Consider the following 22,084-nt stretch of genomic DNA (forward strand, 5'->3'; position numbering starts at 1 on the left):
AGGCTCATAGTTACCACGGGGCCAGCGTTGTCGACGCGTCCAACGGTCCACGGCCCGCAAGCCAGGCCATCAACGATCGCTGCTGACTGGGCGAAGAGAGCCGCTCGGGGACGGTGGCGAGCAGGACCGGTAGGTCCCACGCTATGTAGTCGTCGGACCACTCCGACGGGGTGTAGCCACGTCCGAGATCAACGTGGTGCATCTCTACTTCGCGTAGCCGGTGAGCTGGGCAGGCGGCCGCTCCGTAGTGGCCTCCGCCGAGGAAGTGGCCATTAGGCCAACCCGCCTGCCTACAGCGAGCGAAGACGTCCTCGAGATGTAGCTGGCTGGTTTCGAGGTCGGCAATAATCTCACCTGCCGTCCGTCCGGCGCCGTCCGCGATCTCGCTATGGCGTTGCTCGTCGCCGCTCGCGTACTTCGGAACATCGTGTCCGTCGAGCGCGCCCGAGAGGCGGGTTGCGTGGGCGTCAGCGTTGCGAGCCAAGTGAGTCAGGACATGGCCGACGGTCCAGTCGGGCAAACGGCTCTGTGATCTGACGTCGGTGGTCGTTAGCCGCCGTACGCGGTGCTGCAAGCGAGTCTGGGCTTCACCGCACAACTGCGACGCCCGCTCCGGATCCTGTTCCAGATCCACGACAACACCAACCCCTCGTAGCCATGCTTTCGCAAGCAATGCTCCCACAGGAACACCCGGCGTCACGGGTCACTCGTTGAGGTCCAGCCGATCTCGGCAATAGACCGGGGCCGTCATCAGTCCACCGAGACAGCGGCACCCTCTAACGCTCACCAATATCCCTACACCAGCGGGATCGGTGCGTATCGAACTCGGTTCACTCCACGAAATCGGACTCCGTATGCGCGACCAATCGGAATGACTAGATGGAGGGCGCCATATGTCGGCTCACGACGGCGCTGAATCGGACTCGGCAGGCGTCTCGACGGTCGAGCTCTTCTTCGATCTGGTCTTCGTCTTCACTATCACGCAGGTAACCCTGGTCATTGATCGTCGGTCCGATGCTGTCGGGATTGTGCAAGGGATCTTGATCCTGGCTGTTCTGTTTTGGATGTATGGGGGTTACACGTGGCTCACCAATGCCATGGGGGCTGATGGCACAGCGCAACGCGTGATCATATTGGCGGGCATGGCGGCGCTGTTTGTGTGCTCCCAAGCCGTGCCGCACGCATTCGGAGACGATGGCATCGTTCTGGGCGACGTCTTTTTGGCTCTGACCCTGCTGCACCTGGCGGGATTCTTGTGGCTGAGTCCTCAGCGAGGAGATGTGGCCATGCCGCTGTTCGCTTCGTCCCACCTGGACTCAGCCCACCACCGGTTAGAGATCCGTCCCGGACATTTCGCTGAGCGGCACGGTCTAATGATCAGTATCGTGCTTGGCGAGTCGATCATCAGCGTCGCGACTGCGGCGCAGGCCGAGAACCTTAGCCTCCACCTCATCGGCGGTAGTTTGCTGGGCGTGTTGGCCATCACCGCCATGTGGTGGGCATATTTCGTCGCGGACGACGAAATCGCCGCCGAGCACCTCGCGGCAGCTCAGGGCGCGCGTCAGTCGTGGATGGCACGCGTCGGCTACGACGTTTCGCATCTGGTGATGATCATCGGAATCATCGGAGTCGCTGCCGGGACCCGGCTCGGGCTGGTCGACCTGTTTGCGCCGGCGTCTCCAGTGGCCGCATGGTTGGTCGGTGGTGGCGCGGCTGTTTACCTGGCTGCGACTGGGCTGTTCCGGTGGGCGATGCAGGTCGGACCTACCTGGCCGCGTGCGGCCGCAGCGAGTGCAAATGTCGCCACGATCCTCGCGGGGCTGTATTGGGGAACCGCCCAACAACTTGCCACCGTTGCCGTAGTCGTCGCAGTGAGCATCGTCCTCGGACAACGGGCGGTCCGGGTGAATCAGGGATAACGGCTAGATCTCCGATGCTGGCTCGTCGACAAGTTCGTCCCATAGTGGATCTGCGACCGGCGGTTCGTGTACCGATTGGTGTCGTGCATTCTGGTGCTGTGGAGTTGACTTCCCTGGGGTATCGAACTGATCTGGCTCTTCTGCGGCTTGGCGGCACGCACGTCGAGGACAAAGGTGACTATCTCGTTGTTCGCAGTCCGCACAATCCGAGCCACTGGTGGGGTAACTTTTTGGTGTTGGCCGAGGTTCCTGCCGACGGTAAGGGCGGGTTGTGGCTGGATCGCTTCGCTGCGGAGTTCCCGGACGCAGAGCACGTCGCTTTCGGATTCGACGGCAGGGATGACAGCGCCAGCGACGTTGGCTGGTTCAACGAGCATGGCTTCGACGTAGAAGCTGACACCGTAATGACCGCCGCCGCTGTTCACGAACCCGCAAATGTGAACACCGAAGCGATCTACCGCCAACTTGCCTCGGACGAAGACTGGGCACAGAGTGTTGAGTTGAGAATGCGGTGCCAGGATCCAACGCTCGAACCCAACTCCTACCGTAGTTATGCAACGGTCAAGGCCCAGACGAATCGAGCTCTCCTAGAGTGCGGTCGTGGCGGGTGGTTCGGCGCGTTTCTCGATGACCAACTTGTCGCTCAGATGGGATTGATTCTCGCTGAACCTAGCATCGCCCGGTTCCAGTCGGTCGAGACAGATCCGAGCCATCGGCGTCGGGGGTTGGCCGGATCGCTTGTTTACCAGGTGAGTCAGTACGGATTCGACGAGCTCGGCGCGCACACCTTGGTCATGGTCGCCGACCCGAATTATTTCGCCATCGATCTCTACCGGGCCGCCGGGTTCGTTCCATCTGAAACCCAGCTCCAAGCCGAACTCCCACCACCGACATCTCGTCCTATTTCAATCTGACCGTTTGGCGGAACACGACGCTGAACATTCGGCCTAGCTGACTTCCTCAGTGTTCCTTCCTATTGGTTCGGGTTTGCCATTGACTTCGGGGCGTTCGCGTTGCACGTGTGAGCGTATTTGGATTGGGATGACATGATTCTGGCCTGCGGCCGCTACCTTGTGTGTGCTTTCTTTTTGATCATGGCCAGCGGAGTCTTCACCGCCTTACCTGCCTCAGCGGCATCGGTAAGCGTGGTAGACGCAGGAATCACCTACACGGCTGATGACACTGCCGTCGGCGATGGCGCAACGGTGACCAGCTTCACCGGTTCCGGTGCAGTGTCGATTCCCGACACAATCGAAATCAACGGCAATGATTACGCCGTCGTCGCGATCGGTGACCAGGCCTTCCAAAACAAGGGCGTCATGGCTGTCACGATCGGCAATAACGTCAAGACGATTGGCTTACAGGCTTTCTATGACAACCAGATTGCCAGTCTTAACATAGGTGCTTCGGTCACGTCGATCGACGCATCGACCTTTGTCGAGAACCCGGATCTGGTGTCGGTCATTTTCGCCGGACCTGCAACGACAGTGGTCCCAATGATTCCCAGTACTCGGTCGCTCCCGATTAACACCCCGGAAATTGAAATCAGTTACCCGTGGGCTCAAGTTGTGACCAACGGCGGTGGTTTCACCTCCCCGGAGTGGGCGGAATACCAGTCAACGGCCATCCGTGGTGAGGTTCGATTCAAATGGTCAGGGCTCCACCCCGCCTGCAGATCAAACTGTGTTGGAAGGTGAAAATGCTACCGAGTCGGTGACCGATCTGACGGACCCGCCGGCTACGGGAAGTGCCGTAGACGCATCAATGTTGCTGGCGGGTCTGCTGCTGACAATCGGCGGAATGTTCGCACTGACACAGGGTCGCCGTCGTCGAATGATTTGATCGGCTGATCGCGGGCGCTGTGCGGCCAACCGGGGTTAGTCAACCGGTTCCTGCACGTGCTCGCGATACCAGCGGCGACCGTGCCAACGCTGATAGTTCCAGGTCATCGTGGGCAGCGCTCCGCGCCGATGCAACCAGTAGCGATCAGGAATTGGTCGCACCGGATCGGTGCGGCCGATCGTGATCTCGGCGAGTACCACTCCGGGACCCTCGCTCGAGGAGCGTTCGGCCAGCACGGTGCCGTCGGCATCGGTGATCATCGACGACCCCTCCAGGTGCCCGCGATAGCGCATCGGTAGCCACGGCATCGCGCAATCAAGCGGACCGCAATGCGCAGCATGGACCATCGGTGCGCCGACGAAACTGGCGAATTCGGCCGCCGCCGCTCGTGCCGTGCGGCTGTTGTTCTTTTCCAACCGGTCAAAAAGTGGGCCGGGCAGCCAGCGCGGAATTGACCACCAGCCCGATCCGGTCATCATCAGATCGACCTTGCCGCGCAATCGGGTTGCCGTACCGGTGCGCATCAGCTCCCAGCAGACTGCGGCGCCGACCGTGAAAGCTGAACCGTCAATGGTATGCGCGTCGATGCGGCCATCGTCGGAACCGCCGATATAAAGCGCGTTCTCCCACATCGTCGGCAGATCCTTGTCGTGACGCCCGAGTAGACCATCAGGGCTGGCTAGGAAGTACGCGTTTCGTACCTCGCCGTCTGCGTCTCGACACAGGAAGGAACCGCCCACGATCGCTTGGTGGCGGCGGGCAACGCGAAGAAGGAGTTCGGTTGCGGCGCTGTTGGCTGGGAGCGAGGGCAGCGGCACCGCCGGATCAAATCCAACGCCTGTCGTGAAGAACTCCGGCAGCGCAATCAATCGTGCGCCAGCGGCTCCGGCTTGATCGGCGAGTTCTTCGCATTGCGTCAGGTTGTGCTCAACATCGCCCAGGCGTGCATCCAGTTGGATTGCCGCGGCAAGAACCTTTGGTGCCATATCGGTCATCTTAGGGGCGTGACGTGCTCTTGGTTTCGATACGTCCTCGTGCCTCGGACTACCCAACCGGCGGTGGGGTCAACGGGTTGCTGCTGAGGTGCGCATCCGCCACGCCGTCAGGGCAAGATCGAGAGCAGTCAACCGTTGCCGATCATTGAAGTCGAGCCCGCCGAGCAGTCGGGCGATCCGTTCCAGCCGGCCATACATAGTCTGCCGCCGGATGTGGAGTGAATCGGCGGCACGTGTCTTGGACAGGCCCGCCTCAAGATACATGTCGAGCGTTAAGACGAGATCCGATCCGGTACGTGCATCGTGTTCTAGTAGCGGACCCAACTGCTCCTCGACGAATCGTTCCAGAATCGCGTCGTCCGCGATGCCCGATAATAGATGGAAGACGCCGAGGTCGGCGGCAAGCATGATGCGCGAACCGAGCGTTAGTTTGCGTGCCAGCTGTGCGGCTTCGCGCGCGTTAGGAATGGAACGCGCCAGGCCAGCAACATCGTTGACCAACGGACCGGCGATCAGGCGCACCAGGCTGCCGCCGGACGTGGCTCGGAGCTCAGTGTCGACGGCGTCACCGAACTCGGCGAGCCGGGTACGCAACTCACCCGCATGTATTGACGCCGCAACGAGGACTTGATCGTCCACCTCGGCGACGAGGCATGGTCCAAAAGACTTGCGTGCGGCCTCTGCGGTCGCGATTAGTCCCGACGGTGTTGCCGTCAGAGTCGATGTCTCCACGGCAATACCTACCGCGCGGCTGCCCTCTCGTACCGCGAAGCCGACGGCGCCGGCTCGAGACGTAAGTTCGGCGCCTGAGACATAGCGGCCCTCGGCGATGTCGCGCAACAGATCGGCACCAGCCAGCCGGCGGGTAGGGCTCGCTTGGGCAGTCTGAGCGACATAGATTCCGAGCGAGGTGGCGCTCATCTCGACAAGCCGGCGGGTATGAGGATCATCTGCTGCCTGCACCGCGAGTATGGCCCACGGACCGGCACCGACTTCGATCTCGATGAGCTCGGTCGACGGATCCAGATGATCCTTGACCCCGTCGCCCGCCAATAGGTGGTTATCGGGTGAATAGAGCCCGGCCGGGGCTTCACATATTGCGCTGACCGTGGCAACCAGATGCTTGATGCCGCGGCCGGTGACCAGCGCACGATTGAGTTCGGTGGACGCGTAATCGAGCCTGCGTAGATGTTCAATCTCATTCTCGATCAACAGTGGATGCACGATTTCGGTGATTTCGATGAACGGGACGACACCGTGTAAGAGGATCAATGGCATCTCGTGTTGGATTGCAGCCGCACGGAGCTCGTCGGGTGCGCGGGTGAACGTACGGCCGAGCTCAAAAACGAGCGCAGCGACATTGCGACGGGCCAGCGAACGAACGTAGTCATTGATCGAGCCGGTGGGCATACCGACCAAACCAAGGCCTGTCGTCAGCAGCACCTCGCCGCCCTTCAACAGCGGCGAGATCTCGAAAATCTCCGAGGTGTGAACCCACCGGACGTCCCGCGACGCCAGATTCTGACTGGCCACCACCTCGGTCCGCGCGGGTTTCATCATCGGCAGATCAAGGAAATCCTGAACGCTGAAGGTCATGGCGACCAGCATGTACCAAAAATCATGGCGATGGGACGACTTGTCCAGAAACTAGTCCAAAGAAGTGACATTCTGTCCCTTGTGGCCCACGTCACCTCCCGATTGAATGCTCATACAGAAGCCACTGCCTCCGGAGGATGCCATGCACCGCCATCAGAACCGTCACAGTCATTTGCCGCGAGTCCTCGCGGTTTTCGCCAGCGCCGTCGTGCTGATGCTGGCCACCGCCTGCGGTGGAGCCACCGGCAATGAATCAAGCAGCAACAGCGGATCCAACGATTCGGCGAAGCCGCTGATCTACGGTGTGTTCGCGACCCCGCTCGAGGAGCCGTGGGACGGTGCTTTGCACAAGGCGCTGACTGAAGCGGCGGCCGATGGCAAGATTCAATACAAACACGTCGACAACTTGAACACGTCCGATGCCATGGAGCGTTCGCTGCGTGACATCGCGACAAATGAGAAGCCGGCCGCGATCGTCGGCGATGCCTTCGCCGCCGAAGAGGCTGTGCGCAAAGTCGCCGCCGAATTCCCCAAGATTCCGTTCGCCTTCGGCTCGGGCGAAAAACCAGTCGCCCCCAATATGAGCGTGTTCGATAACTGGCTGCAGGATCCCGCTTACCTAGCCGGGATGTTGGCCGGCGGTATGACCAAGACCAATGTGATCGGGATTGTTGGCGCCATGCCGATCCCCGAGGTCAACCGCATCGTCAACGCGTTCGTCGATGGCGCTAAGTCGGTCAACCCGGATGTGACAGTGAAGGTTTCGTTCATCAACAGTTTCTTCGATCCGGCAGCGGCCAAGCAGGCAGCGCAGGCTCAGGTTTCGGCCAAGGCCGATGTCCTCTTCGCCGAGCGTGATGGCGTGATCGCCGCGGCCAAAGAAGCCAAGATCCCGGTCATTGGCATGATGGTCGATCAGAAGTCCGAGGCGCCCGACTATGTGGCTACCTCGCTCATGTGGCACACCCGCCCGACGATCGACGCGGTCATCCAGCAGGCCATCAATGGCGCGCAGGGTGTCGACCTCGGGAAGTACTCCTTCATGAAGGACAACGGCAGCGAGCTTGCCCCACTCAATATGGACGTCGTCGGCGGAATTCCTGACGCGTTGGCCGCCAAGATCGAGGCCAAGAAGAAGGAAATCATGGCCGGTACGGTGACGACCAAAGTTGATGAGTCGGCGCCTGCCGGTTCGATCGACGCCTCGAAGAAGAAGTGACCGCTGATCAACCACTTCTCCAACTGGATTGCATCACCAAGAAATTTGGTGGGCTGACCGCCAACGACAACGTCACGATGGCTGTCAACGCCGGTGAGGTGGTGGCCATGCTGGGCGAAAACGGCGCCGGTAAGTCGACGCTGATGAAGATTGTGTACGGATTGGTGCGCGCCGATTCCGGATCGGTATGCATCGATGGGGAGCGGCTGGACATCCGCTCCCCCCGGGATGCGATGGCGGCCGGGATCGGCATGGTGACCCAGGAGTTCTCGTTGGTGGACACCATGACGGTGACCGAGAACGTTGCCCTCTCCGGTGTTGGCTTCGGTCCGATCGACGTACGCGCGGTTCGCCGCGAGGTGCTCGCCGCGATGGAACGAGTCGGAGTCAGCATCGACCCGGACCGGCTCATCTCGACATTGTCGATCGGTGAACGCCAGCGGGTCGAGATCGTCAAGGCGTTGTTCCACGATTGCCGAGTGCTGATACTGGACGAACCAACGGCGGTTTTGACCCCGCAGGACGTACGTGCTCTGTTCACAACAATCGAACGGTTGCGCGGCGGCGGCCTCGGCGTACTGTTCGTGTCGCACAAATTGCGCGAGGTCGCCGAGATCTCCCAACGCGTGGTGGTGCTGCGACGCGGCAAGCTTGTCGGCGATCGCAAGACTGCGGAGGTCAATGCCGGGGCGCTCGCGGGGCTCATGATGGGCACCGTGTCGGAGCACGACGTCATACCAAAGGACAGTATTGAAGCAGCTGCAACTGGTATGGCGGCGCCGATCGTGGGGAGTGAAGTCGTTGCGGTAGAGGCTGACCGTGCGACAGTTCTCCGTGTCACAGGTCTGACTGTCGTACGTGACGGGCGTACCGTCCTCGACTCAGTTGACCTTGATGTCGCGGCTGGAGAAATTGTCGGGGTCGCCGGTATCTCGGGCAACGGACAGACCGATCTGATGGATGCCCTGTCAGGGGTCGAACGGCCGCACGCCGGGTCAATCATCGTTGCGGGCCAGGATCTGACCGGCCGCGATGTGGCCGATCGGCTGAGCGCCGGACTTGGTCGCCTGACCGAGGACCGTCGCGGCAGCGTCATTCCGCAGATGAGCGTTGAACATAACCTCGTCATGGAGGATCTCAAATCTTTCACCCGTTATGGGCTGCTCAACCGGTCCGCCGTGCGCGCCCATGCGGAGGCGATGATCGAACGCTTCGCAATCCGTGCGCGGCCGTTCGATCCGATGGGGACGCTGTCGGGCGGCAATATCCAGAAAGTCCTGTTGGCTCGCTCATTGGCGCGCAATCCGAAGGCCCTGGTGGTTGCCCAGCCGACCCGCGGTCTTGATATCGGCGCGTACGGCTATGTCCACAGCCAACTTCAAGAACTACGTGATCACGGCGCCGGCGTACTTGTCATCTCCGAGGATCTCGACGAGCTGCGCGGATTGTGCAGCCGGATCGCGGTGCTGTTCCGCGGCCAGATCATGGGGACGCTGCCGGTGGCTGAAGCCAGCAATGAACGCCTCGGCGTCATGATGACCGGCGAAATGGCGGACGCATGAGACTCATACTGCGCGACAGCGAACCCCGCTGGGTGGCACCGGCCTCGATCGGTGTTGCCGTCATGCTGACAATTGCCCTGACGGCAATTCCGATCCGACTCGCTGGCGCCAATCCGACCGCGGCTTTCCAGCGCTATCTGATCACGCCGTTGTCCTCCACATCCGGTCTGTACGAAGTCATGCTGACCGCGACGCCGTTGTTGTTCACCGGCATTGCGGTGGCGATCGCCTTCCGCGCTGGCTATTGGAATATCGGCGCCGAGGGCCAATTCCTCGCGGGTGCAATCGGTACGACGGCAGTCGGCATCAGCTTCCCGGGCCTCCCCCCGGTCATCGCACTTCCGCTCGGCTTCCTTGCTGGTGCGGTCGGTGGCCTGATCTGGGCGACGTTGCCGGCCTGGCTCAAACGACACGGTGGCATCGACGAAGTCGTGACAACGCTGCTGCTCAACCCGGTTGCGCTGTTGCTCGTGCAAGGCATGTTGAACGGCCCGTGGCGCAACCCGAAGACCGGGTTCACCGATTCGCAACGCGTCGGTTCCGGCTATGACCTGCCGGCAATGATCCCGGGCACGCGAGTGCATTGGGGCTTCGGCGTCGCGGTTGTCGTGATCGCGCTGACCTGGGTCGTCTTTGCCCGTACCGGGCTGGGCGTCAAGATCAAGGCCTCAGGCCAGTCGCCCCAAGCTGCGGCATTCAGTGGCATCCGGGTACCCGTCCTGCAGTGGCGCTGCGCGCTTGTTTCGGGCGCGATCGCCGGACTTGGTGGCGCCTCCCAGGTGATGGGTGTTCAACACCAGCTCACCGCCGGGATCAGCAATAATTATGGCTACACCGGCGTCATCGTGGCAACCCTCGCCGGGCTCGGCGCGGTCGGTGTGTTCCTGGTGGCGGGGCTGCTCGGTGACATCTCGGTCGGTGCGCAGAACGTATCGCTGGTCCTGCAGGTGCCCGAACAATTGGGCGACATCTTCGGTGCGCTGCTGCTCTTGATGGTCTTGTCGATGATGACCTGGCGACGCTACCGAGTTCGATGGAGGTCCAGCCAATGAGCCTCAACCTTTTGGCCCTAATTGGTGCGACGCTGACGATCGCCACCCCGCTCGTGTGGGCTGGCATCGGCGAAGCGATCGTCGAGCGTACGGGCATCTTGAACCTCGGCATCGAAGGCACCATGTATGCCGGTGCGTTCGTCGGCTTCCTCACCGCCTACCGAACCGGATCACCATGGGTTGGACTCATCGCGGCAATCGTTGCAGGAATCATTGCCGGCTTCCTCATGGCCGTGCTGACCGTGACCTTGGGGCTCAATCAACATGTGTCGGGGCTCGGCCTCACGCTGTTCCTGATTGCGGCGTGCGAGTTCACCTTCCGGCTTATGTATGCCGGTCAGCGCCCGGTTCTTGAGCACAAATTCAACATCTTGTTTTCCGGAACCTCGGTCATCAATCAACACTGGCTGACCTATGTCGCCTTCTTGGTGTTGGCCCCGCTGGCCTGGTGGACGATGCATTCGACGGGTATCGGCTTCCGACTCCATGCCGTCGGTGAGAGTTTCGAAGCGGCCGAAGTCGCCGGCATTTCGGTGAACCGTACGCGTTATGGCGCGCTCATGGTCGGCAGTGCGCTGATGGCGATCGGCGGTGCGTTCCTGACCCTTGCCGTGCTCGGGACGTTCACCCTCGACATCATCAGTGGCCGCGGCTGGGTGGCTATCGCGCTGGTGATCTTTGCGCGTTGGCGGATCTGGCAGACCGTTGCCGGGGCGTTGATCTTCGCGGTCACGAATGCGCTCCAACTTCAGTTGGCGATCACCCCGACGTTCAGCTCAATTCCGCGCGAACTGATGCTCGCGCTCCCTTATCTGGCCGTCATCCTGGCATTGGCGATCTGGGGACGCAAGGTGCGCTACCCAACGTCATACCTCAAGGCCTATCGACGTGCATGAACGCGATGACATGAACCCAATGAATGGAGAAACCGATGAATGACGCTGAACTCTTGGCCGAAGCTGTCGTGCAGGCGCGTGCTGGTCTCGCTGAAGGCGGCATCCCGATCGGCGCGATTCTCGCGCAGGATGGTGTGATTCTGGGCGGCGGCCACAACCGTCGCGTGCAGGAAAACAGCGCCATCCGGCACGGCGAAACCGATTGTCTCGAACGCATCGGGCGGTTGCCAGCCGCGGTCTATGCCAACTCGACGATGGTGACGACGCTGTCGCCGTGTGACATGTGCACGGGTGCGATTCTGTTGTATGGGATCCCGCGCGTGATCATCGGTGAAAACCGGAACTTTGTCGGCGGTGAAGAGTTGTTGAAGTCGCGTGGCGTTGAGGTCGTCGTTCTTGATGACGCTGAGTGCATCGAGATGATGGCATCGTTTATCGCCGCGGAGCCGTTGCTCTGGAACGAAGACATCGGCGTCGCATAGCCCTCGCTGGTCTCGATACATTTGCTCGTGCCGCGCAAACACTCGACCGGCGTGTGGCTCTCAGTCCTCGCCAAAACTCCTGACCGCCGCCTCCTTGCCGAGTGCGGACTGCGACAGATATTCATACGTCCCCTGGGTGAGGAACTCCTGCGCGGCCGTGGCAACAGCGCCCAATCCGGCGAAGGCAAACGCGCCGCCGACCGAGATTCGGGCAACGCCGGCCTCGGCTAATTCTGCGACCGACGGGCATCCGGCCATCGCCAGAACGTTGACCGGCCGGTCGACCGCAGTCACCACTGCGCGGATATCGGCGATCGTCTTGAGACCTGGCGCGTACAGAACATCGGCGCCCGCCTCCTGATAGGACTGCAGGCGCGCGATCGTGTCGGCCAGATCGGGATGACCGTGCAGGAAGTTCTCAGCCCGACCGACCAACACTAGGTCTGCGGCGTGGGCGGCCTCAGCGGCGGCGCGGAGGCGTTCGGTCGCCAACTCGAACTCAAAGATCGGGGCGTCGTGGTTGCCGGTGAAGTCCTCGATCGACAACCCCGCGATGCCGGTCGCCGCCGCCAGCGTTACGGATTCGGCCACGCCAGCCGGCTCATCGGCGAAGCCGCGTTCAAAGTCTGCGTTGACGGGCAGCGACGTCGCTGCCGCCAACATTTCGAGGTGCTCGAGCGCTTCGCTGCGACTGATGTTGCCGTCGAGGCGTCCGATCGATGCGGCAAAGCCACTGCTCGTCGAGGCGATCGCGGCATAGCCCATCGACTCCATTAACCGGGCCGAGCCGATATCCCAGGCATTGGGCAGGAGCAGTGGCGCCGGACCATGGTGCAACTCAAGGAAAGCGTTCATGGTTTGAGTTTAGGCTCGCTGTGCTGCACCGATCAGGGGACGCGATAAGTCCATTCGGGCGTCGAAAATTTCGTGCGTACGAGCTCGGCGGCCTGCGCCAACTCGGACTCGGTATAGGTGCTGTCGTGTGTGTCATAGCGACTGCGGAAATAGTTCAGGAATGACGTCATGATCGCCTCGCGCGTCATACCCGTCTGCGAACGCATCGGATCGACCCGCTTCTGTGCGCTCTTGGTGCCTTTGGCGGACAGTTTTTCGCGGCCAATCCGCAGCACCTCAAGCATCTTGTCGGCGTCGATGTTGTAGGCCATCGTCACATGGTGCAGCACGGCGCCGGCAGCGAATCGCTTCTGTGCGGCGCCGCCGATCTTCCCCTTATCCGAGGCGATGTCGTTCAGCGGCACGTAGCGCGCATTGATCCCCACTTCGGCTAATGCACCGAGTACCCAATCGTCGAGGAAGGCATAGGACTGTTCGAAACTCAGACCCTCGACCAACGACGGTGGAACGACCAACGAATAGGTGATGCAGTTGCCCGGCTCCATAAACATTGCGCCGCCACCGGAGACCCGCCGTACGACCTGGATGCCCTGCCGCGCAGCACCGTCGGGGTCAATCTCATTGCGGATGGATTGGAATGATCCGATGACCACCAGCGGGGTATCCCAGTCCCAGAGCCGGAAGGTCGGGGGACGCTGCCCCGCGGCAACCTCGGCCGCGATGACCTCATCCAAGGCAACATGCAGGGCCGGGTCGAGAGCGACGGCGGGGATCACATCGAAGGTGTGATCCGCCCAACCGGTCGCCTTGCCGAGCGCCCGGCGTACGGCGATCGCGACGGCTTCGGCATCGAATCCGATCATTGATGCCGAGTCGCCGAGGCGGGTCTCGATCGCGGCGGCGAGTTGCGACGCCGAGGCGCTGATCGGCATATCGGTCAGTGCGGCGTTGATATCGGCCAAGGCCGAGTCTGGTTCGAGGAAGAAGTCGCCGGACACCTGCACTTGGTCGAGTCGATCGGCCTTGATTTCGAGTTCGACTACGACTAACTTGCCACCGGAAACTTTGTATTCACCACGCACATCTGCACCCTAGCCGCGAGGGGAAATTTCGCTGTCGGCCGTCCCAGGATGATCAGTCGCCAGACACATTGTCGTGATCTGCTCAACGTCCTCCGATTGGGCGAGGATCCCGAGTTGGTCGCCGGTTTGCAGGATCGTGTCCGGGCCGCACGGGATCAGGTCCCCATCGCGTTGGAGGACCATCACGATCGTGCCAGCGGGAAATCCAGACCCACGGATCGACCTGCCGACCAGCGGTGAGCCATCGGCGATCCGGGCATCAATCGATTCCGTGTTCGGCGCTATCTGCGAGACCTGACGCAGATGGGAATGCAGGCTGCCACGGTAGGCACGCACGACGTCGGCGATGCTCAGAATTCCAGTAACGCGTCGGCCGTCATCAAGAACTGGAATCCAGTTGGTCCGGCTGAGGATCAACGCTTCCAGAGCCGAATCGAGTTGATCGGCTTGATTGGTGGTCAGCGCGGTGAGGTCGGCGAATCGGCCGATCGTGGCTCCTTCTTCGATGTCCGGTGGAAGCAGTTTGCGTCGCACCACCCCAATCAACGCGCCGCGCTCATCGACGACGGGGGCACCGGGCAGATTCAGCGCGGCCAACTGCTCGATAGCGCTTGCGACGGTATCCGTGCCCGGCAATACAAGGCGCGGCGGGGAACTGAATTGTGTTACGTCCAAGGACCCCAACAAGGGCATGCTGCGTTGCAGACGGTGGGCGGGAGAATCCGCACGATTCTTCAATTGGCTGCGATAAATAGTGGCGTCGAAGCGCCGCACGATCAAGGTCGCGATACCGACCGCGATCATGGCGGGCGCTAAAGCCGACAACGATCCGGTCATCTCCGCAACCATCAGCATTACGGATAACGGCGAACGGCAAATTGCCCCGAATGTGGCCATCATGCCGACAATGACGAATGGTGCTGGGCCGCCGGGAATAGCCGGTGCGATGGGTTCCAGCAGGCGCCACATCGCGGCCCCGGTGAATGCGCCGATGACCATACCGGGCCCGAAGATCCCGCCCGAACCACCTGATCCGATCGACAACGAGGTCGCCAAAATCTTGGCGAAGGGAAGGGCCAGCACCACCCACAACGGCAGGCCGAGTAGCCGGTCGCCAAGTCCAATCTGAACCCAGCCATAGCCGGTGCCGAGGACCTGCGGCAGGACGAGCGCGATCAGGCCAACGAGAAGACCGCCGACGGCCGGGCGCAGGTAACGGGGAATCGGCATCTGCTCGAAGAACCCGGCGATGCCGTAGAAACCCTTTGCATAGGCGAGTCCCATGAATCCGCTGACCACCCCGAGCAGCGCGAACCAGCCGAGCGTTCTTGGGTCGAAGAATGGGAAGCCGTCCGAAGCGAAGCCGAACAATGGTTGGAAACCCAAGAACGCGGCCGAGACGGTATATCCGATGATGGAGGAAATCATCGCCGGGATGATCGCCTCTACCTCGATGTCGTCGCGGTAGATGATCTCCGCGGACAGCAACGCGCCGCCAAGCGGTGCGCCAAAAATCGACCCGATCCCCGCTCCGATGCCAGCGGCGACTGCGATGCGTCCATCCGACGGCGACAGGTCAAATGCGCGCGCAAGGTAGGACCCAAAACCAGAGCTGATTTGCGCGGTTGGGCCTTCGCGTCCGCCCGAACCACCCGAGCCGATGGTGATCGCCGATGCGATGATTTTGACCCATACCGCCATCATCCGAACGCCGCGCGGATTGTGGTGTACGGCGTCAATCGCGGCATCCGTGCCATGCCCTTCGGCTTCTGGGGCCAGCAGATAGACGATTCCGCCCGAAAGTAAGCCGCCCAACGCCACAATCAACGGGATCGACCAAGGGCGAGCAAAACTTGACGATCCCGCGTGGAAGCCTTCGCTGGCAACCGTTGGGATCTGATAGCCGGCGAGTTCACCCAAGAACAGATGGGTCGCCAGCGTGAGGCACTCATAGAACAAGACCGCACCCAAGCCCGCCACCACACCCAGAAGGCAACCGAGGATCAGCCATTTGCGCAGGTACGAGCCGGTACGAATGTGCCGGCCGGCCCAGGCCGTCCACGCGCGTCCGCGGGACCGCCACGGTGCTGTCGCACCAATCGCGCTCACAGCTCCCATCCGACCGTCCAATCCTGGTCGGACAACTCGCCGGCGGAATCGGCGAACGTCTCCAGCGCGTCAACGAGCTGACTGCTTTGGGCCGCTGAGAGTGATTGCACGATCCGGGCGATCTCGGTACGCCGATGGTCAGTCACCTGCTGGACCACCTCGCGTCCTTCCGCGGTGAGCCCCAATTGCACCTGCCGCCGATCGGTTGGTGAGACTCGCCGGCGTACTAACCCTTTGCCAACCAACCGGTCACACATACGGGTCACGGTCGACGGGCTCACGTCGATCGAGGCGGCCAGCGCTGCGACTCCTTGCGGACTGTAACCGGCGAGCAGCACCAGCAGCCGATATTGCGGCAACGTGACACCCTCGGCGGCCGACGCGATGGAGCGTGCAGCAACCGCAACCAGTGCGCGGCTTGCATGCAGAACCGCGTCGATCACCGGATCGATTAAGGGACCTGTGTCCAACCCGTCGTCGTCGGACGGTTGGGGTTGGCGAGATACAGGCATACAGCAACTATTGCATAGGGCAATGAAAACGCGGCCCGCTGGGATCGGCCGCGCAGCATACGCCGTCGTGATCGCTTTGCGGCGTCATCTCAGTGGCCGAAAGTGGTGCGGCGACAACTGTCAGCACCGGCAAGATTGCTGCCCAGCGGACCGGCTGGTCCACGACACAGAATTGATGAAGAGGAAATGATGACTATCACTCAGAACGAAACTGTTCCCGCGACTGAGCCGCAACTGATTCGGCCCGAGGTCCGCACGTCCTTGGTGTCGGGGACGGCCACTCAGGTGCGGGTGCAGGCCCGCGATCATGACTGGACGATCGATGAACCCGAATCATTGGGTGGCACGGACACGGGACCCAACCCAGTCGAGATACTCCTGTCCGCGTTGGGCGCCTGCCAGGTCATCACTTTTCAGGTCTGGGCAGAAAAACTCGGCGTCTCGATCGACACGCTCGACATCACCCTGGCCGGCGACCTCGACCTGCGCGGATTCTTCGGCCTCGATGACACCGTACGACCGGGATTTGCGTCGATCGATGTCAATGTCAGCCTTACCGGTCCTGAATCGGCCGATCGGTATGCCGACCTCGTCGCAGCGGTCGAAAAGCACTGCCCAGTGCTGGACAACCTAGGCAATGCGGTGCCGGTCAAGGCAACGTTTTCGGCGAACTGAGCGTTGCCCGGTGGTTAGAGCGTCGTCATCTCGACAGTGAGTTCGCCCTCGCCGTAAGACTTCCGCAATTCCTTCTTGTTGAATTTGCCGACCGAGGTACGCGGCACGGCTTCAATGAAGGCCCAGGCATCAGGCAGTTGCCATTTTGCGACGGAATGCGCCAAGAACTCGCGGAGGTCGTCCGGAGTCACCGTTGAGCCTTCGCGTAGGACGACCGAGGCCAACGGTCGTTCCTGCCATTTTTCGTCGGGGATGCCGACGACGGCGGCCTCAAAGACATCGGGATGCGCCATCAGGGCGTTCTCAAGCGCGACCGATGAGATCCATTCGCCGCCGGATTTGATGACGTCCTTGGCGCGGTCGGTCAAGGTGATGAAGCCAAGCGCATCGAGTGTGCCGACGTCGCCGGTGCGCAACCAGCCATTGTCAAACTTTTCGGGATCATCGTCCTTGTAATAGGAGGCGGTGACCCAGTTGCCGCGAACCTCAAGCTCGCCGACCGACTCGCCATCACACGGCAGCGGGTCGCCGGTCTCGCCGACGATGCGGCCCTCGATGCCGGGAACGAGCCGGCCTTGGCTGCCTCGGTAGTGCCAGATGTCCTCGCCTTCAACGCCGATGGGCGGTCGCGCGGTCGACGCGATGGGAGAGGTTTCAGTCATTCCCCAGGCTTGGATGATGTTGATGCCGTGATTGTTGGCTGCTGCTTGTTGCAGGGATAACGGAACGGCCGAGCCGCCACAAAGCACCAGACGAAGTGACGACAGGTCGTGCTCATGCTCATCGAGTTGACGAAGTACGTCGTTCCAGATCGTCGGCACCGCGCCCGAGACGGTCGGTCGGGTCTCCTCCATGAATCGGATAAGTGGCTTGGCCTGCAGCCAGCGGTCCGGCATCAGCAGCGATGAACCAACCATGAACGCCGAGTAGGCCAATCCCCAGGCGTTGGCGTGGAACATCGGTACGACCGGAAGGACGCGGTCGAGTGGGGTGAGGCCGGCGTTGGTGCCCATCGCGACGGCCATTGAATGCAGATAGACCGATCGGTGGCTGTAGACAACGCCTTTCGGATTGCCGGTCGTTCCGCTGGTGTAACACATCGCGGCAGCATCGCGCTCGTCCACGGCCGGCCACTCATAGGACTCGGGTTGTCCGGCAAGCACGTTTTCATACAGGAGGATTTGTTTGCCACTGCTGCGCAGCGAGTCGAGGTCCGCGGTTGCCGCGTCTGGGCCGGCGACTAACACGTGGGTCACGGTGTCGAAAGTCGGCAGTAGCGGTGCGAAGAGGTCGACGAGCGAATCATCGACGATGACGATCTTGTCCTCGGCGTGATTGGCGATGTAGGTGACCTGTTCGGGGAACAGGCGAAGGTTCAACGTATGCAAAATGGCGCCCATCGACGGAATCGCGAGGTAGGCCTCCAGATGCTCCTGGTTGTTCCACTGAAAGGTGGCGACGCGATCATCGATCGAGATGCCCAAATCGTGCAGCCCATGGGCCAACTGTGCGCTGCGTTTGCCGATGTCGGCGAAGCTGGCCCGACGTGTCCCGTCTGCAGTGGCCGTGACGACTTCGGCGTCGGCGTGAATCGTCGAGCCGTGCACCAGAATGCTGCTGATGGCCAACGGAATGTCTTGCATGGTGCTGCGCATCGGTGCCTCCGCAAAGTGTGACGTGGATGACACTGACGCTACACCGGGCGATGAAGAGGCGCAGCCGGTCGTACGTAAGTAACTCGGACCGCGTCTATGCGCAGCGGTTGCCGTTCACGCGTAGGCCCTGACTTCACTTCATCAGCGCAGCAGGAGAGATGACTCGTACGCTGCCAACACCACGGCGGGTACCTCGGCCAGAACTACGAGGCCGACCATGAGCACGAAGAATAGCGCCACAGTGCCGAGCGCCAGCGATTTTCCGCCGCTGTTATTGGAAGGCGCGTGGTTCGCTCGTCAACCTAGGACAGTCCGACCAGCGTTTCTGAGCGCTCCCACAGGCCGTCGATGATTGATTGGTCGTGAGCCTGTTTGTTCTCGCGGCCGTCGATCGTGAACCGGCTGAAGTAATGTCCGTTGATCTCTGGGTCGGGGCCGCGCTCGGCCAGAGCGATCAGCGGCGCCGCGCCGTCGGCGACGCTGATGGTGGCGAGACGCTTGAGCGGTGACCGGTAGATGAGCCCGACAAACCACGAGTCGCGGCCGAACGAGCTGCCGACCGGTCCCGGGTGGACCGCAGCAGCGACGATTCCGTCGTCAGACCAGCGCTGGCTGATGCCACGAGTGAAGATGATGTTCATCAGCTTGCCGGTGCCGTAAGCCCGGAGCTCGGTCGCCCGCCGGTGCTCGTAGTCGAGGTCGTCGAGCACGATTTTGCCCGCTAGGTTGCCGACGCTGGAGGTGTTGACGACTAGTGACGTTCCGGCGGCGGCGAGCTTGGGGCGGAGCAGGTTGGTAAGCAGGAACGGCGCCAAGTGATTGATCTGGAAGTTCGGCTCGTGGCCATCGTGAGTCTTCTTCGAGGGAGCGAACGTGCCGCCGGCGTTATTCATCAGGAGGTCGAGTGTGTCAACGCGCTCGCCAACCTTCTCGGCGAGTCGGCGGACGTCGTCGAGCCTGGAGAAGTCGGCGATGAGCGGTTCAGTGCCGGCTGCCTCGGCGATGGGACGGAGTTTGTCGGCTGAACGTCCGGTTACCAGTACCGTTGCGCCCTTCGCGGCCAAAGCCTTGGCGCTCTCGGCCCCGATTCCGTCGCTTGCTCCGGTCACCAAGACCGTACGGCCTGCCATCGTCTGATCACTCATGTCAAAAGCGTAGGACAGGGTCCAAGGATGACTTTCATCTGATGGTGCTGGGCGACTCCGACGAAGTGTTGCAGGTCACACTGACTGTTAGGGTCGGGACATGGTTGAGCGAGCGGTTCACAGCGTGATGTCTGGCATGTCCTACACCGAATGCCCACGATGGCATGAGGGTCGCCTGTGGTTCGCTGATTTCTATACGTACGCGATCTATTCGATGACCGAGTCGGGTGAGGATTTGCGGACTGAGCTTGACGTTCCCGCCCAGCCATCTGGCCTGGGCTGGCTGCCCGATGGCCGACTGGTGTTCGTGTCGATGAAAGATCGCAAGGTGATGCGCCGCGAGTCCGACGGCAGCATTGTGGTCCATGCCGACGTCACCGATGCGGTTACCGGGCATCCGAACGACATGGTGGTGGACGCTGAGGGCCGTTGTTGGTTGGGCAACTTCGGCTTCGACCTCATGGGCGGGGCAGATTTGGAGACTGCAAATCTGCTGCGGATCGATCTCGATGGCTCGGTTACCGAAGTGGCGCAGGATCTGTGGTTTCCCAATGGCAGCGTGATCACCCCCGACGGTGGCACCCTCATCGTCGATGAGACGTTCGGCAACCGCATTAGCGCGTTTGCGATCCAGCCGGATGGCAGTCTCGGCGAACGTCGCGACTGGGCCCGTTTCGGTGACCTCCCGACCAGTCGCGTAGTCGCCGAGGTGGTGCCGCAATCCGTCCTCGCTGCCGATGGCTGTTGCCTCGACGCTGAAGGCTCCCTCTGGGTTGCCGATGCGGTCGGCGGCCGCGTCTGCCGGATCGCTGAAGGCGGCGAGATTCTTGAAGAGATCGCGCCGGGCGGCGGCGTGTTTGCCTGCATGCTTGGTGGCAGTGATGGGCGCATCCTCTTCCTCAGTTGCGCCCCCGATTTCGACGAACACGCACGCAGCGCGGTTCGCGAGGCAGAGATCCGCACCGTGCGGGTCGATGTCCCGCATGCCGGTCTGCCGTGAGTGGACTGGGAGGGAAGCGCCGGTTATGGTCTCCGTTGTCCACGACACTTTGACGTTTACGCAGTCGATCAATGCTCCGTTGTCCGCGGTATGGGCGGCCTATGCGGACTCGACTCAGCGCCTCGTATGGGGCGTTCCAGCCGGTGATGCGCAGATATTCGACGAGTCCAACTTTCAGGTCGGGGGTCAAGACAGGTACCGCTGCGGACCACCACAAACGCTTGAGTTCCACGGCGCGGTGGACTACGTCCAGATCGTTCCGGAATCGCTCATCGTGCACACGGACACCGTACGAGTCGAAGATCAGCTACTTGCCGTTGCGCTCCTGACGTGGCAGTTCCACACCCACGAGGATGCAACTCTCATTCGACTCACAGATCAGGTGACCTCGTTCGTTGGTGCCGGCATGATCGACGGGCACCGTAACGGCCATACCAAGGCGCTTGAACAGCTTCGAGCCTTCGTCGAAAACCGCGAAGAGAGGGCGACAAACGGGACGCCGTAGTGTTCAACCAGACCGGTGATGTTCAGCCCCACGTCGAGCAAGGCCGAAACGATCTCGCCGAGTCCGTGATTCCGCTCGTGGGTGACGGTGTGCTGAAATTCCGCAGCGGTATCGACGTACGTTCCTCCTTCGTCCCAGATAGAGGGTTCTTCGCGCTCGAAGTACGGATATTCGATGGCGATAATCCCGTCGGGTCGAGGAGACCCGCCACCACAGCCGCCCATCGCCGGATGTCGGGCAGCCAGCCGAGTGCGCCGGCGAGTTGTCGTGCCGCGGCTATTGCGGCAGGGCTGAAGTCGAGTCCGGTCATTCGGGCGCCAAGCCTCACCAGCGACAGGGTGTCGGTGCCGATGGGGACTGCAGGTGCACACCACGCAGTCCGGTGGCATCGCCAAGCAGGGGCATACGTCGCACTCGAAACGGTGAGCGGTGATCATCAGGACGTTTGGATTCATCGGCAGGTCTTCGGTCCCTGTCCAGACGCCGACGGGTGTATCAGTCTGAAATCATGGCCATTAACCCCGAAGCAAGGATGTCCACACGCAGCGCGCGGCGGCCTTGGGTCCTCGTGATCGTGGTCGTGCTGGTGGCGGCTACCGCGTTCGGGGCCGGGTATGCACTGCGCAATCACGAGGACGCCACGCCCACGCGAAGCTCGATGGCCGAGCTGGCGTCGGTGAGGGGTGGGTGCGACGACTGGGCCGCATCAGCCGCGCCGAACGGTCCGTCGGATGCCTGGTGTTCGGGGATGGCCGACTGGATGGGCGGCCGCATGGGTCACACGATGATGGGTTCGGGCATGATGGCCGGACCGGACCAGATGCGCGCAGCGTGTCGGCAATGGGCCGACGACAACCCCGCCCAGTCCGGCGACCGGGCCGCGTCGACCTGTGACGACATGGTGACGTGGATGGACGGGCATTCTGGCGCGGACGGATGGGGAATGTGGATGATGCACAACCGCTGACCTCCTGCACGGCTAC

The 22,084-nt window shown here is 61.8% G+C and carries 21 protein-coding genes; 12 read left to right on the plus strand and 9 right to left on the minus strand.

Annotation, left to right across the window (positions count from 1 at the left end):
- Nucleotides 1-10: 10 nt before the first annotated feature.
- Complete coding sequence (locus AC2YB9_RS00325) at nucleotides 11-682, minus strand: maleylpyruvate isomerase N-terminal domain-containing protein (RefSeq protein ID WP_487266773.1); 672 nt, start codon at nucleotides 680-682, stop codon at nucleotides 11-13.
- Nucleotides 683-893: 211 nt separating this feature from the next.
- On the opposite strand from AC2YB9_RS00325, the gene AC2YB9_RS00330 reads away from it, so the two are divergent.
- From AC2YB9_RS00330 to AC2YB9_RS00340, 3 genes are all read left to right on the plus strand, one after another.
- Nucleotides 894-1,919, plus strand: a complete 1,026-nt coding sequence (locus AC2YB9_RS00330) for a low temperature requirement protein A (protein WP_487266774.1) — start codon at nucleotides 894-896, stop codon at nucleotides 1,917-1,919.
- A gap of 98 nt (nucleotides 1,920-2,017) precedes the next feature.
- Nucleotides 2,018-2,833 carry a GNAT family N-acetyltransferase gene (locus AC2YB9_RS00335; protein WP_487266775.1) on the plus strand — a complete coding sequence of 272 codons (816 nt, stop codon included), beginning with the start codon at nucleotides 2,018-2,020 and terminating at the stop codon, nucleotides 2,831-2,833.
- A 117-nt stretch (nucleotides 2,834-2,950) separates the two neighbouring features.
- Nucleotides 2,951-3,616: a leucine-rich repeat protein gene (locus tag AC2YB9_RS00340; RefSeq protein ID WP_487266776.1), complete on the plus strand. Its 666-nt coding sequence runs from the start codon at nucleotides 2,951-2,953 to the stop codon at nucleotides 3,614-3,616.
- Between the two features lie 180 nt (nucleotides 3,617-3,796).
- On the opposite strand, the gene AC2YB9_RS00345 is transcribed toward AC2YB9_RS00340, so the two are convergent.
- Nucleotides 3,797-4,747, minus strand: coding sequence for a carbon-nitrogen hydrolase family protein (locus AC2YB9_RS00345; protein WP_487266777.1), 951 nt, complete (start codon nucleotides 4,745-4,747; stop codon nucleotides 3,797-3,799).
- 78 nt (nucleotides 4,748-4,825) lie between these two features.
- Nucleotides 4,826-6,352: a PucR family transcriptional regulator gene (locus AC2YB9_RS00350; RefSeq protein WP_487266778.1), complete on the minus strand. Its 1,527-nt coding sequence runs from the start codon at nucleotides 6,350-6,352 to the stop codon at nucleotides 4,826-4,828.
- A 142-nt stretch (nucleotides 6,353-6,494) separates the two neighbouring features.
- Here AC2YB9_RS00350 and AC2YB9_RS00355 point away from each other — a divergent pair, with 142 nt between their 5' ends.
- The 5 genes from AC2YB9_RS00355 to AC2YB9_RS00375 are packed head-to-tail and all read left to right on the plus strand — an operon-like array spanning nucleotide 6,495 to nucleotide 11,563.
- Nucleotides 6,495-7,571 (plus strand): BMP family protein, encoded by a 1,077-nt coding sequence (locus AC2YB9_RS00355; RefSeq protein ID WP_487266779.1) that lies wholly within the window; start codon nucleotides 6,495-6,497, stop codon nucleotides 7,569-7,571.
- Entirely contained in the window at nucleotides 7,568-9,133 is a 1,566-nt protein-coding gene (locus tag AC2YB9_RS00360; RefSeq protein ID WP_487266780.1) for an ABC transporter ATP-binding protein, read from the plus strand. The genes AC2YB9_RS00355 and AC2YB9_RS00360 overlap by 4 nt, the downstream gene beginning before the upstream one ends.
- A complete protein-coding gene (locus AC2YB9_RS00365) occupies nucleotides 9,130-10,185 on the plus strand; it encodes an ABC transporter permease (RefSeq protein WP_487266781.1) in 1,056 nt (351 codons plus the stop codon). The genes AC2YB9_RS00360 and AC2YB9_RS00365 overlap by 4 nt, the downstream gene beginning before the upstream one ends.
- Nucleotides 10,182-11,081: an ABC transporter permease gene (locus AC2YB9_RS00370; protein WP_487266782.1), complete on the plus strand. Its 900-nt coding sequence runs from the start codon at nucleotides 10,182-10,184 to the stop codon at nucleotides 11,079-11,081. The genes AC2YB9_RS00365 and AC2YB9_RS00370 overlap by 4 nt, the downstream gene beginning before the upstream one ends.
- 35 nt (nucleotides 11,082-11,116) lie before the next feature.
- Nucleotides 11,117-11,563, plus strand: a complete 447-nt coding sequence (locus AC2YB9_RS00375) for a nucleoside deaminase (protein ID WP_487266783.1) — start codon at nucleotides 11,117-11,119, stop codon at nucleotides 11,561-11,563.
- 60 nt (nucleotides 11,564-11,623) lie between these two features.
- On the opposite strand, the gene AC2YB9_RS00380 is transcribed toward AC2YB9_RS00375, so the two are convergent.
- Genes AC2YB9_RS00380 through AC2YB9_RS00395 form a run of 4 tightly spaced genes read right to left on the minus strand, consistent with a single transcriptional unit; the run spans nucleotide 11,624 to nucleotide 16,121 of the window.
- The gene (locus AC2YB9_RS00380; protein WP_487266784.1) at nucleotides 11,624-12,418 is read right to left on the minus strand and encodes an isocitrate lyase/PEP mutase family protein; all 795 of its coding nucleotides are present in this window, start codon (nucleotides 12,416-12,418) and stop codon (nucleotides 11,624-11,626) included.
- Between the two features lie 32 nt (nucleotides 12,419-12,450).
- On the minus strand, nucleotides 12,451-13,500 hold the full coding sequence (gene lplAB / locus AC2YB9_RS00385; RefSeq protein ID WP_487266785.1) for a lipoate-protein ligase LplAB: 1,050 nt from the start codon (nucleotides 13,498-13,500) through the stop codon (nucleotides 12,451-12,453).
- A 9-nt stretch (nucleotides 13,501-13,509) separates the two neighbouring features.
- A complete protein-coding gene (locus tag AC2YB9_RS00390) occupies nucleotides 13,510-15,618 on the minus strand; it encodes a chloride channel protein (RefSeq protein ID WP_487266786.1) in 2,109 nt (702 codons plus the stop codon).
- Complete coding sequence (locus AC2YB9_RS00395) at nucleotides 15,606-16,121, minus strand: MarR family winged helix-turn-helix transcriptional regulator (RefSeq protein WP_487266787.1); 516 nt, start codon at nucleotides 16,119-16,121, stop codon at nucleotides 15,606-15,608. The genes AC2YB9_RS00390 and AC2YB9_RS00395 overlap by 13 nt, the downstream gene beginning before the upstream one ends.
- 186 nt (nucleotides 16,122-16,307) lie before the next feature.
- Here AC2YB9_RS00395 and AC2YB9_RS00400 point away from each other — a divergent pair, with 186 nt between their 5' ends.
- The gene (locus AC2YB9_RS00400; protein ID WP_487266788.1) at nucleotides 16,308-16,796 is read left to right on the plus strand and encodes an OsmC family protein; all 489 of its coding nucleotides are present in this window, start codon (nucleotides 16,308-16,310) and stop codon (nucleotides 16,794-16,796) included.
- A gap of 14 nt (nucleotides 16,797-16,810) precedes the next feature.
- Here the strand turns inward: AC2YB9_RS00400 and AC2YB9_RS00405 are convergent, their stop codons facing one another.
- Together AC2YB9_RS00405 and AC2YB9_RS00410 are read right to left on the minus strand one after the other, a co-directional pair.
- A complete protein-coding gene (locus AC2YB9_RS00405; protein ID WP_487266789.1) occupies nucleotides 16,811-18,451 on the minus strand; it encodes a fatty acid--CoA ligase in 1,641 nt (546 codons plus the stop codon).
- A 302-nt stretch (nucleotides 18,452-18,753) separates the two neighbouring features.
- Entirely contained in the window at nucleotides 18,754-19,596 is an 843-nt protein-coding gene (locus AC2YB9_RS00410) for an SDR family NAD(P)-dependent oxidoreductase (protein ID WP_487266790.1), read from the minus strand.
- A gap of 100 nt (nucleotides 19,597-19,696) precedes the next feature.
- On the opposite strand from AC2YB9_RS00410, the gene AC2YB9_RS00415 reads away from it, so the two are divergent.
- The 3 genes from AC2YB9_RS00415 (at nucleotide 19,697) to AC2YB9_RS00425 (ending at nucleotide 22,068) form a co-directional block, all read left to right on the plus strand.
- Nucleotides 19,697-20,596: an SMP-30/gluconolactonase/LRE family protein gene (locus tag AC2YB9_RS00415; RefSeq protein WP_487266791.1), complete on the plus strand. Its 900-nt coding sequence runs from the start codon at nucleotides 19,697-19,699 to the stop codon at nucleotides 20,594-20,596.
- Between the two features lie 25 nt (nucleotides 20,597-20,621).
- Nucleotides 20,622-21,101 carry an SRPBCC domain-containing protein gene (locus AC2YB9_RS00420; RefSeq protein WP_487266792.1) on the plus strand — a complete coding sequence of 160 codons (480 nt, stop codon included), beginning with the start codon at nucleotides 20,622-20,624 and terminating at the stop codon, nucleotides 21,099-21,101.
- A gap of 508 nt (nucleotides 21,102-21,609) precedes the next feature.
- A complete protein-coding gene (locus AC2YB9_RS00425) occupies nucleotides 21,610-22,068 on the plus strand; it encodes a hypothetical protein (RefSeq protein WP_487266793.1) in 459 nt (152 codons plus the stop codon).
- Nucleotides 22,069-22,084 lie beyond the last annotated feature (16 nt).

The organism is Aeromicrobium changchenzhani, from assembly GCF_057586615.1.

Coding starts and splice junctions, on each gene's coding strand:
- AC2YB9_RS00395 (WP_487266787.1), bottom strand. CDS start 16,121: ATGCCTGTATCTCGCCAACCCCAACCGTCCGACGACGACGGGTTGGAC.
- AC2YB9_RS00420 (WP_487266792.1), top strand. CDS start 20,622: ATGGTCTCCGTTGTCCACGACACTTTGACGTTTACGCAGTCGATCAAT.
- AC2YB9_RS00350 (WP_487266778.1), bottom strand. CDS start 6,352: ATGACCTTCAGCGTTCAGGATTTCCTTGATCTGCCGATGATGAAACCC.
- AC2YB9_RS00345 (WP_487266777.1), bottom strand. CDS start 4,747: ATGGCACCAAAGGTTCTTGCCGCGGCAATCCAACTGGATGCACGCCTG.
- AC2YB9_RS00425 (WP_487266793.1), top strand. CDS start 21,610: ATGGCCATTAACCCCGAAGCAAGGATGTCCACACGCAGCGCGCGGCGG.
- AC2YB9_RS00370 (WP_487266782.1), top strand. CDS start 10,182: ATGAGCCTCAACCTTTTGGCCCTAATTGGTGCGACGCTGACGATCGCC.
- AC2YB9_RS00410 (WP_487266790.1), bottom strand. CDS start 19,596: ATGAGTGATCAGACGATGGCAGGCCGTACGGTCTTGGTGACCGGAGCA.
- AC2YB9_RS00355 (WP_487266779.1), top strand. CDS start 6,495: ATGCACCGCCATCAGAACCGTCACAGTCATTTGCCGCGAGTCCTCGCG.
- AC2YB9_RS00400 (WP_487266788.1), top strand. CDS start 16,308: ATGATGACTATCACTCAGAACGAAACTGTTCCCGCGACTGAGCCGCAA.
- AC2YB9_RS00405 (WP_487266789.1), bottom strand. CDS start 18,451: ATGCGCAGCACCATGCAAGACATTCCGTTGGCCATCAGCAGCATTCTG.
- AC2YB9_RS00380 (WP_487266784.1), bottom strand. CDS start 12,418: ATGAACGCTTTCCTTGAGTTGCACCATGGTCCGGCGCCACTGCTCCTG.
- AC2YB9_RS00390 (WP_487266786.1), bottom strand. CDS start 15,618: ATGGGAGCTGTGAGCGCGATTGGTGCGACAGCACCGTGGCGGTCCCGC.
- AC2YB9_RS00415 (WP_487266791.1), top strand. CDS start 19,697: ATGGTTGAGCGAGCGGTTCACAGCGTGATGTCTGGCATGTCCTACACC.
- AC2YB9_RS00330 (WP_487266774.1), top strand. CDS start 894: ATGTCGGCTCACGACGGCGCTGAATCGGACTCGGCAGGCGTCTCGACG.
- AC2YB9_RS00375 (WP_487266783.1), top strand. CDS start 11,117: ATGAATGACGCTGAACTCTTGGCCGAAGCTGTCGTGCAGGCGCGTGCT.
- AC2YB9_RS00365 (WP_487266781.1), top strand. CDS start 9,130: ATGAGACTCATACTGCGCGACAGCGAACCCCGCTGGGTGGCACCGGCC.